The 14,511-nt window shown below is 35.7% G+C and carries 13 protein-coding genes; 9 read left to right on the top strand and 4 right to left on the bottom strand.

What is annotated here, in order from left to right:
* Positions 1–6 precede the first annotated feature (6 nt).
* The gene (locus I6760_RS11540; RefSeq protein WP_196594550.1) at positions 7–1,161 is read left to right on the top strand and encodes a UxaA family hydrolase; all 1,155 of its coding nucleotides are present in this window, start codon (positions 7–9) and stop codon (positions 1,159–1,161) included.
* A gap of 97 nt (positions 1,162–1,258) precedes the next feature.
* Here the strand turns inward: I6760_RS11540 and I6760_RS11535 are convergent, their stop codons facing one another.
* On the bottom strand, positions 1,259–1,828 hold the full coding sequence (locus tag I6760_RS11535) for a lipid-binding SYLF domain-containing protein (protein WP_196594549.1): 570 nt from the start codon (positions 1,826–1,828) through the stop codon (positions 1,259–1,261).
* Positions 1,829–1,954: 126 nt separating this feature from the next.
* Positions 1,955–2,353 carry a hypothetical protein gene (locus I6760_RS11530; protein ID WP_196594548.1) on the bottom strand — a complete coding sequence of 133 codons (399 nt, stop codon included), beginning with the start codon at positions 2,351–2,353 and terminating at the stop codon, positions 1,955–1,957.
* A 195-nt stretch (positions 2,354–2,548) separates the two neighbouring features.
* Here I6760_RS11530 and I6760_RS11525 point away from each other — a divergent pair, with 195 nt between their 5' ends.
* The 8 genes from I6760_RS11525 (at position 2,549) to I6760_RS11490 (ending at position 12,066) form a co-directional block, all read left to right on the top strand.
* The gene (locus I6760_RS11525) at positions 2,549–3,082 is read left to right on the top strand and encodes a metal-dependent hydrolase (RefSeq protein ID WP_196594547.1); all 534 of its coding nucleotides are present in this window, start codon (positions 2,549–2,551) and stop codon (positions 3,080–3,082) included.
* 400 nt (positions 3,083–3,482) lie between these two features.
* The gene (locus I6760_RS11520; RefSeq protein WP_196594546.1) at positions 3,483–4,871 is read left to right on the top strand and encodes an aspartate ammonia-lyase; all 1,389 of its coding nucleotides are present in this window, start codon (positions 3,483–3,485) and stop codon (positions 4,869–4,871) included.
* 183 nt (positions 4,872–5,054) lie between these two features.
* Complete coding sequence (locus I6760_RS11515; RefSeq protein ID WP_196594545.1) at positions 5,055–6,218, top strand: ABC transporter ATP-binding protein; 1,164 nt, start codon at positions 5,055–5,057, stop codon at positions 6,216–6,218.
* The gene (locus I6760_RS11510) at positions 6,215–7,069 is read left to right on the top strand and encodes an ABC transporter permease (protein WP_196594544.1); all 855 of its coding nucleotides are present in this window, start codon (positions 6,215–6,217) and stop codon (positions 7,067–7,069) included. The genes I6760_RS11515 and I6760_RS11510 overlap by 4 nt, the downstream gene beginning before the upstream one ends.
* Before the next feature lie 17 nt (positions 7,070–7,086).
* Positions 7,087–7,884 carry an ABC transporter permease gene (locus I6760_RS11505; protein WP_196594543.1) on the top strand — a complete coding sequence of 266 codons (798 nt, stop codon included), beginning with the start codon at positions 7,087–7,089 and terminating at the stop codon, positions 7,882–7,884.
* Between the two features lie 35 nt (positions 7,885–7,919).
* Positions 7,920–8,972 carry a polyamine ABC transporter substrate-binding protein gene (locus I6760_RS11500; protein ID WP_196594542.1) on the top strand — a complete coding sequence of 351 codons (1,053 nt, stop codon included), beginning with the start codon at positions 7,920–7,922 and terminating at the stop codon, positions 8,970–8,972.
* 188 nt (positions 8,973–9,160) lie between these two features.
* On the top strand, positions 9,161–10,627 hold the full coding sequence (locus I6760_RS11495; RefSeq protein WP_231036257.1) for an aldehyde dehydrogenase family protein: 1,467 nt from the start codon (positions 9,161–9,163) through the stop codon (positions 10,625–10,627).
* A gap of 71 nt (positions 10,628–10,698) precedes the next feature.
* Positions 10,699–12,066: a putrescine aminotransferase gene (locus I6760_RS11490; RefSeq protein ID WP_196594541.1), complete on the top strand. Its 1,368-nt coding sequence runs from the start codon at positions 10,699–10,701 to the stop codon at positions 12,064–12,066.
* A gap of 368 nt (positions 12,067–12,434) precedes the next feature.
* On the opposite strand, the gene I6760_RS11485 is transcribed toward I6760_RS11490, so the two are convergent.
* Complete coding sequence (locus I6760_RS11485) at positions 12,435–13,148, bottom strand: hypothetical protein (RefSeq protein WP_196594540.1); 714 nt, start codon at positions 13,146–13,148, stop codon at positions 12,435–12,437.
* A 37-nt stretch (positions 13,149–13,185) separates the two neighbouring features.
* Complete coding sequence (locus tag I6760_RS11480; RefSeq protein WP_196594539.1) at positions 13,186–14,286, bottom strand: M48 family metallopeptidase; 1,101 nt, start codon at positions 14,284–14,286, stop codon at positions 13,186–13,188.
* Between the last annotated feature and the right edge of the window lie 225 nt (positions 14,287–14,511).

Here is a 14,511-nt window from a genome sequence, read left to right as displayed (position 1 = left end):
CAGTTTATGGGATATTTAAGACCAGACGGTAAAGCCGGAGCAAGAAATTTTGTGGGTATAATTCCAACCGTAACTTGTGCAAATGATGTTGCACAGGCAATTTGCCGACAAGTGCAAGGGACAGTTGTTTATCTGCATCACCAAGGGTGCTGCCAAATGCCGCCGGATTTAACGCGTGTGACTGATACACTGATAAGTATTGGCAAAAGTCCTAATGTAGGTGCAGTATTATTAGTCAGTCTTGGCTGTGAAGGAACAAATCACCAGCGGATCTATGAAGAATTAAAAAAAACAGGAAAACCTATAGAGATTATTCACATACAGGAATTAGGGGGTGTCAGTAATTCTATTCAGAAAGGAACCGATATTGCGCGTAATTTGGCTATCAAAATATCTGGGCTGCAAAGGGAACCGGTAGATATAGCAAATGTTGTTATGTCAATAAAATGCGGGGCATCCGATGCGACCAGTGGAATGGCATCAAATTGTGTGATTGGCTATATAGCTGATAAGATTATTGATCTTGGGGCAACAATCGTTTTTGGCGAAACTACGGAATTTATTGGCGGAGAACATTTATTAGCTAAACGTGCGGTGAATAAGACTGTTGGTGATAAAATAATTCAAAAGGTAAACGAGATGGAAGCGAGAGCGAAAAGTATTGGTTGTGATATGCGCAAAGGACAGCCTACACCTGGAAATATTGCCGGAGGATTATCTAGTATTGAAGAAAAAAGCTTGGGGGCAATTGTAAAAAGTGGCACCCGCCCAATTCAAGGGGTTTTAGAATATCCAGAATATATTACTACACAAAAGGGCCTGTGGATAAAGGATACACCGGGACGTGAACCGGAAATACTTACAGGAATGGCTGCTACCGGAGCGCAGTTTATGCTTTTTTCTACAGGGCGTGGTGCGCCGCAGGGATTTCCTAGTATGCCGGTAATAAAAATATGTGGTAATCCTAATACTTATGAAAGAATGAAGAATGATATGGATATTAATGCCGGACGGATAATTACCGGGGCAAAAACTATTGAGCAGGTCGGGGAAGAAGTTTTTAAAAAAATGCTCCGTGTCCTTAATGGTGAATTAACTAAAAATGAGGCCGTACAGTATTTTAGCGCTATTGATATTCATTGTCTTGGTCCGGTCATATAAAACTTATATAATACAGAACTTTTTAGATAAACAGAATAAATAAAAATTAAATCAGCGCCTGCCGATTAAGGCAGACGCTGTAAATATCAGTTGTTTTTTAATTTAATTCTTTGTCTTTGTAATAATTTGTTCCCTTCACGGCTAATTCTGCGGCTAATCCTTTTGTAGTCATTTGATATACCCATACACCTGGTGACACCATTACGGCGCCATCCAGAGAATCTCCGGTTACTCCGTCACTAGCTGCGGCTGTTGCCTGAGCACCAAAAGACCAGCCTTTTTCTACAAATGAAGTCCATGCATTTTCGTTTGCAAATACAAAGACAACAGCATATTCTTTTATACCCAATCCCAATCCTGCCTGATATTCCTGCATTTTCATAAATATTTCCTGGCCGGTCCTGTTATTGACAGCCATTCCTCTACCATGTGAACCGCCGAGAATTCCTAACTTAAAACCCGTGTTATTAAATACAGCATAGCCGGCTGCATGTTCAATGGCATATTTTGCACTGGGTTGTTTTTCATAGAGCATTTTTAAGGTTGATGTTGTTTTTTGACGTAGTTCTGCTCGTTGTTTTTCTTTGCTGGCAGCTGCTGTCGTTGTAACAAAGATAAGTAATAAAATAAATGTTATCCATATTGATTTTAATACTGTTTGGCGCATGTTTATTCTCCTATAAAATCTTACAAAATAATTAAGTTTAACACAATGTCATAATAGCAAATTATTGAACTGATAGCAATAGTTTACTATGTTAATCATATGTTTTTCATAGAAGACTAATGAAGTTTATTTTGTTTTATTGGCATCAAGGAAAGCATTATAAGTATTTGTCACACTATTGGCACTTTTTATCGCCAGATTTCGCTGTATTATGATTACATTTAAGTCATTGGTAGAAGCATCAATGTACTTTTGAGCAGCATCAAGATAAGCGTTAACAGCTGCAATATATTTTTTGAAAGCAGCAATGTCACTTAGTGATTTTGGTGGGACAGGAAGTGCTGGTATGGACTGGGCAAATAATTTGTATTTCCCAGACATATTACTGGCATTAGGATCTGTCTGCGCAGGAGCAGCAGGAACAGCTGAAGCAGCGGCAAAACATACAGCTGAAGTGTTCAGAAAGATAATTGCGGTAGCAGCGACGCGCTGCAAATAATGTTTTTTGCGTATAGATATTGTCATTTATAATCACCTTATTTATATTATATAAATTCATACTAACACGAATTATTTGTATTTACAATAAATTTAATAGCTAATATAGATTAATTCATAAATGTCATGCATAAATGTAATATACCGTACATATTATATTTGTCGATTAGAAAAATTTAGTATAATATATAGATAATTAATATGAAAAGGTTGTTTGATTAGATGACATGGAAAAGCCATAAAGTTTTAACTACAGCAGCAGTATTTGCCTTGACAAATAATATTTTATTTGCCCTGATAGCAGGATTAGGAAGTATTTTTCCCGATAAAATTGAATATATAATTTTTTCCCGGGATGAATGGCAGGCTAGACACAGAACTATTTCACATTGGTTTGTGATATATGCGGCAATTGATTTTTTGCTGTATATGACATTAACTGTTTACGGATTTTTTATAAAAAATATGGCTGATTTAAAAAATATGGCTGAAATTACTTCTTTAGAAAAATTTGTAGTAATAGTTTTGGCAAATTTTATTTTTTGGTATGTTATTGGCTGTATTTTTCATATTTTGGAAGATGCTTTGTGTGGGAAAATACCTGTCTTGCTGCCTAATAAACAGATAGAATTTATGCATTTATTTTATGTAGGGTCCCGAAAAGAATATCTGATTTGTTATGGAGTGGCAATAGGCATTTTTTTGTTAAAATGGAAAGATATAATTCCGGCATTAAAAACATGGATTAAAATGTGATTAATTGTAAAAAAGTTATATAAAGCGATGATTGACAGGCTGCGTTTTTGGGCATGCATGGTTTAGAGAAAGCAGGGTTATAAGCTTAAGAGATTTTTTAATATAGACAGGCGCTATAAACGAGCTGGTATTTATATTAGAGATAAAGTTTCAGAATAATCTTTGGGTTGGAAATACAAAAATATTATTTAAAATTGTTCTATTATTGTGTTGCAAAAAAAGTTGATTTGCGTTATCCTATGGATATATTAAGTTTGCAAGATGATTATGTATAAGGGCCAATTATAAATAACTTAATAATATGTTGTTATGCAATGGTGCATGTATTTATTAATACATGCACCATTTTTTGTATAATTGGCTATTATAATGTATTTTTTATACAAAACAGGAGGACAAAATGCGAGAAGAACATGATTTTTTAGGTGAAAAAGAAGTTCCGGAAAATGTACTTTATGGAGTGCAGACTATGAGGGCCGTAGATAATTTTCATATTACAGAACAAAAATTGGACCCTGATTTTATTGTTGCTATGGCTAAAGTGAAAAAAGCTGCTGCCCTGGCCAATATGGATACTGGCAGATTACCGCAAAAAATTGGTAAAGTTCTTGTACAGGCAGCAGATGAAGTTATCGCAGGGAAATGGGTGAATGAGTTTCCTGTAGATCCAATACAGGGTGGGGCTGGAACCTCTGTAAACATGAATATGAATGAGGTTTTAGCTAATCGTGGTTTAGAAATTATGGGAGAGAAAAAAGGCACATATGATGTTATTTCTCCTAATAATCATGTGAACATGGCCCAGTCAACAAATGATGTGTTTCCTACAAGCATAAAAATATGTATTAAATTAAAAGCAAGACATCTTATGACGGCACTTGGACAGATGGCTGACGTACTGGATCGTAAAGCAGTTGAATTTAAAGATGTGCTGAAAATGGGACGGACGCATCTTCAGGATGCAGTTCCGATTACATTAGGACAGGAAATGGCAGCTTATGCGGCAGCAGTTCGCAGGGGGATCAAGCGCATCGAGAGTTCAGCCCGCAATGCATCAGTGGTTAATCTCGGGGCAACAGCTGTTGGAACAGGACTCAATGCACAGCCGCAGTATATAAGTCATGTAATAAAGCATTTAAATAAGATTACCGGTGAAGAATATTTTACAGCAGATAATCTTGTAGATGCTACAAATAATGTCGATATTTTAGTTGATGTTTCAAGTGCAATGAAGGTTACCGCACTTGTTTTGATAAAAATTGCAAATGATTTTCGGTTAATGGCTTCGGGGCCACGCTGTGGGTTTAATGAATTAAAACTGCCAGCGCGTCAGCCGGGATCGTCAATTATGCCGGGAAAAGTCAATCCAGTTATTGCAGAAGTACTCAATCAGACTTGTTATCAAGTTATAGGCAATGATTTAACGGTAAGTCTTGCTGCTGAAAATGGACAATTTGAACTTAATGTGATGGAACCGGTAATGGCATTTAATATACTTAATTCTATGCGTTATTTAACTAATGCGGTGAATGCTTTCTATGAAAAATTGTTGCTGCATGTTACAGCAAATAAAAAACAGTGTGAAGAGTGGCTGGAAAAAAGTGTAGGCATAGTTACAGCTCTTCTGCCGCATATAGGTTACGAAAACTCTTCATTGCTGGCTAAGGAAGCATATACAACAAATAGATCTGTAAAAGATATTATACTGGAAAAAGGCTGGCTCACTGAGGAAAGGATGAAGCAGATTCTATCTCCAGAACAAATGACCCACCCAGGAATAACGGGATAAAATATTGTTTGTGCTATAAGAACATTCCAGATATAATTATATTGTGCTGCTGTAATAGTGTAATAAAAGTAGAGGCATGATATAATAAAATATAAGTTAATAGTTTATTATTAGCAAAGGTGCTGAATAGATATACGTATTCAGCGCCTTTTTTTATTATTGATCATCTGAGGAGTGAGTTTTATGAATGATGTTATGGTAGAAGTAAAAAACATAAATAAAATTTATGGAAATACAAAAGTAGTAAAAGATGTATCTTTTTGTGTATATAAAGGAGAGTTCCTTACAATCCTTGGTTCTTCGGGCAGTGGTAAAACAACTACTTTGCGGATGATCGCAGGTTTTGAAAGAGCAAACAGTGGTCAAATATTCATTGAAGGAGAAAATGTAGCTGCTAAGGAGCCTTATGAAAGAGAAATAAATACTGTATTTCAAAATTATGCATTATTTCCGCATATGAATGTTTTTGATAATATAGCTTACGGATTAAAAATGAAAAAAATTCCTAAGAAACAGATAAAAGAAAAAGTAACAAATATTCTACAGCTTGTACAATTGGAAGGTTTTGGTACAAGAAAAATAGATGAACTTTCTGGTGGGCAAAAACAGCGTATAGCTATTGCAAGGGCAATCGTAAATAATCCCAAGGTTTTGCTGCTCGATGAACCACTTGGGGCTTTGGATCTCAAGCTGCGTAAACAGATGCAGTTTGAATTAAAACAACTCCAGAAGAAAATTGGCATTACATTTATTTATGTTACCCACGATCAGGAAGAAGCATTGAGCATGAGTGATCGTATAGCAATAATGCATGACGGCTGTATGGAACAGATCAGCACCCCAAAAGATATATATGAAAAACCGATATCGCGTTTTATAGCTGATTTTATAGGAGAATCTAATATTTTTGATGGAAAGGTAAAAACATGTTTAACTGATTTTACTGAGCTTGAAACCAGCTGTGGTATAGTATACGCACAGCCAGGCACTTTTTTACCGCAAGAAGCAGTATGTATTTCTATTCGTCCGGAAAAAATATATTTGAGTACTTTGCCAACGAAAAAAGCTAAAATAAAAGGAAAAATATATGAACAGGTTTATAGAGGCAGTTCAATTCGGTCTTTTATCATGGTGAAAGGTTTAGATAATGGATTAAAAGTAGATATTCCCAGTAATAAAAATGACTTTCGGGTAGGACAGGAAGTTTATGTCAATTGGGAACCATCAGATGCTTTTCTTATTTCAGAGAAGGCTGCTGATAAAAGTAAGCCTAATTTACTGGTCATGCCAAAGCCGGCTCAGGGATATAAAGATGAAAATACACCAATGATGGAGAAAGCAATATGAAAATAAGAAAAAACTTTCCGTTATTGATTTTGATAGCGCCAATAACTTTATGGGTAATACTTTTCATAGCAATCCCCATGGTGTATGTCTTTATCGTTAGTTTGATGACCAGAGGTATATATGGCGGTATAGAGTGGACATTTACCATGCATAATTATCTGCTGACAACCAAGACTGTTTATCTACAGTGTTTCAGCGTATCTTTTCTTATGTCTGCAGTTGTTACTATAATTGCCCTGATCATCAGTTATCCTTTTGCAATGTTTTTAGTAAAAAAAACCAGTATATATAAAATTATACTTATAATGCTTTTGATGATTCCATTTTTGACGAATTCTCTGCTGCGTATATACGGCTGGATATTGATTTTGCGGACAAATGGAATTTTGAATGAATTTATGGAAAAAATCGGTCTTTTTTCTTCAGCACATGGTTTTTTATATACTAATCCAGCTATTTTTATTGGTCTAGTGTATACGCTGCTGCCATTTATGATTTTACCCATTTATGCATCATTAGATAAATTTGATAATTCTTATTTAGAAGCATCGGCTGACTTAGGGGCAAAACCTTTTCAGACTTTTTGGCGTGTTTTATTTCCTATGACTATACCAGGAGTCTTCGCTGGTTCAATAATGGTATTTATTCCATCATTTGGTTTATTTTTTATAATGGATTTGCTGGGCGGCAATAAAATTATGTACCTGGGCAATCTGATTAGAAATCAATTCTTAACAGCGCGTAACTGGCCTTTTGGTGCAGCTTTATCCATGCTTTTAGTATTTTTGACACTAGTTTTAATATATCTTTATAAACGTGCCGGAGGCAAAATGAATCAGCTTGTTGATTAGGACAGGAGGGGTGTTGATTGGCTCTTAAAGACAAAAGCAGGATAGGTGAAAATATTTATTTGGTCTTGATATATTTATTTTTATTTCTGCCAATACTTGTTGTTATTACATATTCTTTTAATAGTTCAAAAATGAATATAATATTCCAGTCATTTACCGTTAAATGGTATTATTCTTTGTTACAAAACAGTGCTCTTTTGGAAGCATTGACAAACACGCTCTTGATTGCCGCGACCTCAACTCTGGTTTCAGGGGTAATAGGAACAATGGGAGCACTGGGAATGCATAAATATGATTTTTGTGGGAAAAAAATTATTGATGCACTTTTATATATACCAGTGGTAATACCAGAAATTGTTTTGGGAATTTCATTGCTCATAGTATTTTCACTGTTGAAACTAAAATTGGGATTATTTACTATCATTCTGGCACATATTACGTTTTCTATTCCTTTTGTGGTTATAACGGTAAGAGCCAGACTGGCAATATTGGATAAGTTTTTGGAGGAGGCTTCGCTGGATCTGGGAGCAACACGACTGAAAACATTTTTTAATATTACTCTGCCATTGGTGCGCCCGGGAGTATTATCCGGGTTAATGCTTGTTTTTACGTTATCACTTGATGATGTCATAATAACGTTTTTCACTGCTGGTCCAGGCAGTAATACACTGCCTTTAAAGATATTTGCTATGATGAAGATAGGGGTATCACCAGAGGTAAATGCTTTATTTACTTTGATTATGGCTGTAACTATTATCGGTTTAGGAGGGGTTACATTTTTTCAGATAAATAAGCTGAAGATGACTGTAAAATGAAGTAAAAGTCGGTGAAAAATGACAGGAGGGATACGATGAGAAAGTTAGTGGTCTTGTTAGTTTTATGTTTTTGCCTGCTGGCTGCAGGTTGTGGTGGCAGTACAAGCGGCAGTGCAGACAAAGGTGAGCTTAATTTATATGTTTGGACACAATATATTCCTGACTCAGTTATTAAACAGTTTGAAGAAAAGTATGGCATTAAAGTAAATGTAAGTAATTACACTACAAATGAAGAATGCTTAGCAAAATTAGAATCATCACCTAAAGGAACGTATGATATTGTAGTTCCCGGCGATTTTATGATTAAAATAATGAAGGAAAAACATCTTTTGCAAAAATTAGATAAAGAGAAAATTCCTAATATAAAAAATGTTTATAAAACATATCTTAATCAATATTATGATCCGGGTAATGAATATTCAGTCCCGTATCAGACAGGAACTGTTCTTCTGGCTGTTAACACGGACAAGATAAAAGAACCAATTACTTCGTATGCGGATTTAATAAAACCACAGTATAAAAATTCAATCGTTTCTATTGATGAACAGCGTGTTGTAATCGGGATAGCTTTGAAAGCACTGGGATATTCTATAAATACAATAGATGATGCCAAGCTGGCACAGGCAAAAGCTTTTTTACAAAAATTAATGCCTAATATAAAAGTATTTGACGGTGATTCACCTAAATCAGAAATGATAAGTGGAGAAACATCCATAGGCTTAATCTATAATGCTGAGGCAGCTTTGGCCCAAAAGCAGAATCCGGCTATAAAAATAATTTATCCTAAAGAAGGGATGTATCGTTTTATCGATAATTTTGCGATACCTGCAGGTGCAAAGAATAAAGCTAATGCAGAACTGTTTATTAATTTTATTCTTGAACCCAAAATAGCCGCAGAAATAACTAAAGTATATCCTTATACAAGTGTTAATGAAGCAGCTAAAACTTTATTACCTAAGGATTATACAGACAACAAGGCTTCAAATATTCCGGTAGATGTGATGGACAAAGGTGAGTTTGTCAAAGATGTAGGAGCAAATACACCTAAATTTGATCAGATATGGTCAGAGGTAAAAAGCCAGAAATAATTAAGTGGCGGGGACGCACGTAAACATTTTTCTTTGTAATTATGCTATTTCGTCTCTGTCTGCTGTTAAAAAAGCAGATAAATGCATAAAATTGAGGAATAGCAAATTGGATGATGTTGTTTGCACGACGCCCCTATCTCTTATACATGCTGTGGCAAAATATAAAGGCAGCAGAATGTGAGGATATTATGGAAGTACAACGAATGTATATAGATGGAAAATGGCTACTGTCAGATGCAGGGACAATACGTAAAATCATAAATCCTGCTACAGAAGAGTGTATAGCAAAGGTTACAGAAGGTACAGCTGATGATGTGAATAAAGCAGTGGCAGCAGCTAAGAAAAGCTTTTATGAAGACAATTGGCAGGAATCATCAGCACTGGAAAGAGCCGATTATTTATATAAAACAGCTGCACTTTTAGAGAAAAACCTGCGGGACATGGCAGTACTGGAAATGAAAAATAACGGTAAACCCATGCGAGAAACTATTTGTGATGTGGAAGATGCAATAGCATGTTTAAAATATTATGCTGGTATGACAACGAAGCCTGTTGGACAGACTTATGATGTCCCGGATACTGACATACAGTCTATAGTTGTACGTGAGCCTATAGGTGTATGCGGACAGATTGTGCCGTGGAATTATCCCTTGCTCATGGCAGTATGGAAGATAGCTCCGGCATTGGCGGCTGGAAATACTATTGTATTTAAACCGGCAGAACTGACCCCGCTTTCAGTGATCAAATTGTTTGAGTTTATTGATACCGCAGGAGTTCCTGCTGGTGTTGCTAATCTTGTGTTGGGTGCAGGAAATACTGTAGGGAAGACTCTGTCTGAACATCATGATGTCGATAAAATAGCTTTTACGGGAGGCACTGTAACCGGAAGGAAAATTATGGCGGCAGCTGCCGGCAATATAAAAAATGTGTCATTAGAACTAGGGGGAAAATCACCTAATATTATTTTTAGTGATGCTGATTTTGCTGCCGCGGTAGATTATGCATTATTTGGGATATTTTGTAATCAGGGACAAGTGTGTGCTGCAGGATCGCGGCTTTTTGTCGAAGCGGACATTTATGATAGATTTGTTACAGAACTAGTAAAAAGAGCTAAAAAAATAGTCGTTGGCAACGGCGACGATGACTCAATTGAAATGGGGCCGTTGATAAGTGAGACGCATATGAACAAGGTTCTCAATTATATATCCCTGGGAAAAAAAGAAGGAGCAGAACTTCTCTGCGGGGGTAGTCGGATTGAGCGAAAAGGCTGGTTCGTTGAACCTACTATTTTTGCTGCTACGAATAATAAACTGCGAATTTGTCAGGAAGAAATTTTTGGGCCAGTACTTGTAGTACAGAAATTCCATACGGAAAAAGAGGCAGTTGTTTTGGCCAATGATACAGTATATGGGCTAGCCGGAGGCGTATTTACACAGGATGGAGCCAAGGCTATGCGCGTAATAAAAAAGCTGCGGGCTGGAATAACGTGGATAAATTGTTATAATCCAACTTTCAATGAAGCACCATGGGGAGGATATAAGCAAAGCGGCATTGGCCGGGAGCTGGGCAGCTTTGGTTTTGATGAATATACAGAAGTAAAACAAATAAATATGAATCTAAATGTTAAACCTACAGGTTGGTTCAGTAATAAATAGCTATCACTTTCAATTACCATATTGAAATGATGAATATATTTATATGCATTACGTGAAAGGACGTAGATATTATGAAAAAATCTTTAATTAAGGAGGACTTGGACAGAGTAATATCATATATTTTAAAACCAGAATTAGAAAATAAGGACAAAAAACAGATTGTTGACGATGCTATTGTTAATTTTAATCATTACGTAAATCCGGGCTGGCTGAAGTATCGGAAATCGGTTTCTACAAACGCTGCATTTGTAGAGTGGCGCGATGAGGGAGAACATTTTTATGATGTTTATGGACAAGATTTTATTGATTGTCTGGGCGGTTTTGGCATTTTTATGTGCGGACACCGCAATCCAGAAATTTTAAAAGTAGTTAAGGCACAGCTCGAACATCAGGCTCTGCATAGTCAGGAACTTGTAGACCCATTGCGTGGATATCTGGCAAAAATATTGGCAGCGATAACACCTGGGGATCTGCAATACTGTTTTTTTACTAATGGCGGAGCTGAAGCTAATGAAATGGCTTTAAAACTGGCGCGAATTGCTTCGGGGGGACAATGGTTTATATCAACAGTAAATGGTTTTCATGGAAAGTCAATGGGAGCTATTTCAGTAGGGGGAAAGGGAACTTACCGTGTACCATATAATCCCATGGTTCAACAGGTTCAGCATGTAGAATATGGCAATGCTGATGCAATAAGGGCTGCTGTTCATAATTTACAGCAAGTCGGTGAGAAAGTAGCTGCTGTTATTTTAGAACCGATTCAGGGAGAAGCAGGAGTAATAATCCCACCTAAAGGGTATCTGCAAGAAGTACGCAGGATCTGTGATGAATATAAAGTTTTTTTAATTCTTGATGAAATTCAGACGGGTATGGGACGTACAGGCACTATGTTTCGTTGTGAAGCAGAAAACGTTGTACCTGATATAATGTCATATGGCAAGGCTTTTGGTGGTGGGATAATGCCAATTACAGGAATTATTGCCCGGCCGCATCTTTGGATTAAGCAGCTGCAGGATAATCCGTGGATACTCGGATCACCTACATTTGGGGGGAATCCTCTTTGCTGTTCAGCAGCATTGGCAACGATAAAATATATGATGGAGCATAATATTCCGCAACAAGCAAAAGAAAAAGGTGCTTATTTCAAAGATGGACTGCAAAAAGTGGCTGATGATTATCCGCAGGTTATACAAGAAATCCGGGGAATTGGACTGATGATGGGGGTAGAGTTCTTTTCCTGTGAATTAGGATATGAAACAGCCAAGGAATTGTTTGCCCGCCATGTTATGACTGCCGGTACACTGGTAAATGCCAAAACCATACGCTTTGAACCGTCTGCTACTATAAGTTATGAAGATATAGATAAGGTCATGATTAAATTCAGGGAAGCTATTGACGCTACTAATAAGTGTTTCTTTTTACGTGAAAAAATAGGATGATCTCTTGTAATATATTATAAATTTACATTAATGGTTTAATAATTAGGTTTGTTAAAAAATAAAGCCGCTGCTGTATGAAAAGTATTAACTTCATAAGATATGTGTTTTATTAATCCGTTTGTCCATTTAAGAACAAACAAGAAAATATTACATCTTTATGAATAAAAATGCTACATACAGCAGCGGCTTTTATATATCAAGGGGAAATAATACCAAACAAAAAAACCTAGTATTTATGTTCTTTATAGATATGATTGTAATCTGATGGACTTATACCGTGAAATGCTTTTTTATTAATCCAGTGTTGTAATTACAAGGCTTAGCGAGCTTCATATAGGTTTAATATTCCTAACTACAGTTAGCCTATTTTACGTTTCAATGGCCTTGTTGAGTTTTTCAAAGAATTCATCCATATTCTGCGGATACCAGCAATGTCCGGTAAATCTCGGCAATATATACCGGGCTACCCAATCGTCATCTGAATGCTGCATATATTTTTTCTTAGTGTTAGTTATTAGGTCTTTTTTACAGACAATAGAAAAACTTGACATTTCATTAGAAATTTTTGCTGTTTTATAGCCGTTTATCAATTCATCAGCCAGCACAGATGAATATTCTTTTGGTGTGGAAATTTTACCAGCTTTTTTTGCTGCCGCAGTTTTTTTTACAGCAGTATCGACAATTTCACTATAATTTGTCTTACTGATAGAAATTTTAACAGTGGCTGTATCTCCTTTTATTTTCACATCATTTATTTCTATTTTTCTTTTCTTATTCATTGCCAGTTCTGCATTTACCAATTCAGTCAGTTTTTCATCTGGCAATGTATTCTTAAATTCAATCTGAAAATAATGTTTATTTATTTTCAAGTAATTTTCCTGCCATGTACTTATAGTCGACTTATCACCCAGACCGATTTTATTAGCATTTGTAAAATTATTTTGCAGATTTATCTGAGTAAAAATTTTCAGGGAATCTGCTGCACTAGTATCTAATAATGAAAATTCTTTAGCTGAAATCAGTAATATTCCGGCTATGATAACAATACCTATTAATAAAATTGTCCTTTTGTTTTTATGCAAAATTATTCCTCATTTATATTATATTTAGCTACTATTATTATTTTATCATATTAATCCTGTCAACCAAAGTTTGTGCACTTTCTTCTCCTGCAATAGGGATACATATATCCTGGTCACCCATATATATGTATCCGTTGGACCCAACATAAGCATCAGGTATATTTTTATTATTATGGTACACTGCTGCAACTGCTCCGGCTATCAAATAAGCCCGTTCTCTGCCACTCATTATTTGGCGGGAAGCTGCCTGCATAAAAAGCTTGCCATTTATTTTTATTATGCCATTTTTTACAGTCATATGTCCATTGCTGTATTTGGTCAATTTATTTGCATAGTTATCCCGCCTGTCTATTTCACTAGGGTGATCTGATGGTGAAAATATTTCTCCAACAAAGTTAGATCGATACTGGCCCATTTTTTCAATAAATCTCTGCCAGACAGCAGCTCCCGCACCAGGATTATATCCTGCCCCGACAGCATAAGTGAAGCCCAAGTTATCTGCCTGCCACTCCTGTGGCTTAGTTACTATGCTGGCATCAGCCTGTTTGACCAGGACATCAATTCCCATGACTTCTAGAGTGCTACCTGCCTGCGATCCCCAGACACTGGCAATAATATTTATGGGCAGAGATTTTTTTATACCTTTTTTTATATGATTTTCCTGTCCATGGCCCATTTCATGTCCTACTACAAAAGCTATTTCATCTTCATTATTTTTTAGTAGGTCAAATAATCCGGAATTAACGCTTAAATTGTGTCCTAAAGAACAAAAGGCATTGAAATTTTTATCTTTATTGACGAAATAATTATATGGTTTTTCGTTTATGGATGGATCATTCTGTGCAATGGCTGCAGATAAGCGTGTTACTATGTTTTTTAATATTTCATTTTTTACCGGATCTGTATCCACTCCATATTGCTTTTTCATTTTTGCAAAATACTCGTTGCGCCCTTTATTATCACAATAATCTATTGATTTATTAAGTTCAGCATACTGTGCGGTGATTCCAATCAGCGCTCCACCTAGATTAACAAGATTAAATGCATAAGCATGAGGAAAGACAAAGGTGATATTAACTAAAAGTACTATAATAATTTTAATTAAAACAGCACTGCCTTTATATCGTAAAGTACTCATGTTTTATTACCTCCAGATGAATTTAAATATTCGTATGATTATTAACGATAAAATCTAATAATATGGTTAATCCTGGCAATATTATACAGCTCTCCATTATTATATTCAATAATAATACTTGTGTAAAATATATAGCTATAGAATATGCATTTTCATATATAATCTGATATAATATATATTATATTTCAAAGGTTTTTCTTTGACTTAAATTTTAATATACACAGG

It is taken from the genome of Pectinatus sottacetonis, assembly GCF_015732155.1.
Classification (GTDB): domain Bacteria; phylum Bacillota; class Negativicutes; order Selenomonadales; family Selenomonadaceae; genus Pectinatus; species Pectinatus sottacetonis.
The sequence above is the reverse complement of the archived record's forward strand: the minus strand, read 5'-3'. Positions and strand labels throughout refer to the sequence as shown.

Bases quoted from the DNA above. Each gene is read 5' to 3' on its own strand.
- I6760_RS11540 (WP_196594550.1), top strand. From the start codon at position 7: ATGGGATATTTAAGACCAGACGGTAAAGCCGGAGCAAGAAATTTTGTG.
- I6760_RS11535 (WP_196594549.1), bottom strand. From the start codon at position 1,828: ATGCGCCAAACAGTATTAAAATCAATATGGATAACATTTATTTTATTA.
- I6760_RS11530 (WP_196594548.1), bottom strand. From the start codon at position 2,353: ATGACAATATCTATACGCAAAAAACATTATTTGCAGCGCGTCGCTGCT.
- I6760_RS11525 (WP_196594547.1), top strand. From the start codon at position 2,549: ATGACATGGAAAAGCCATAAAGTTTTAACTACAGCAGCAGTATTTGCC.
- I6760_RS11520 (WP_196594546.1), top strand. From the start codon at position 3,483: ATGCGAGAAGAACATGATTTTTTAGGTGAAAAAGAAGTTCCGGAAAAT.
- I6760_RS11515 (WP_196594545.1), top strand. From the start codon at position 5,055: ATGAATGATGTTATGGTAGAAGTAAAAAACATAAATAAAATTTATGGA.
- I6760_RS11510 (WP_196594544.1), top strand. From the start codon at position 6,215: ATGAAAATAAGAAAAAACTTTCCGTTATTGATTTTGATAGCGCCAATA.
- I6760_RS11500 (WP_196594542.1), top strand. From the start codon at position 7,920: ATGAGAAAGTTAGTGGTCTTGTTAGTTTTATGTTTTTGCCTGCTGGCT.
- I6760_RS11495 (WP_231036257.1), top strand. From the start codon at position 9,161: ATGGAAGTACAACGAATGTATATAGATGGAAAATGGCTACTGTCAGAT.
- I6760_RS11490 (WP_196594541.1), top strand. From the start codon at position 10,699: ATGAAAAAATCTTTAATTAAGGAGGACTTGGACAGAGTAATATCATAT.
- I6760_RS11480 (WP_196594539.1), bottom strand. From the start codon at position 14,286: ATGAGTACTTTACGATATAAAGGCAGTGCTGTTTTAATTAAAATTATT.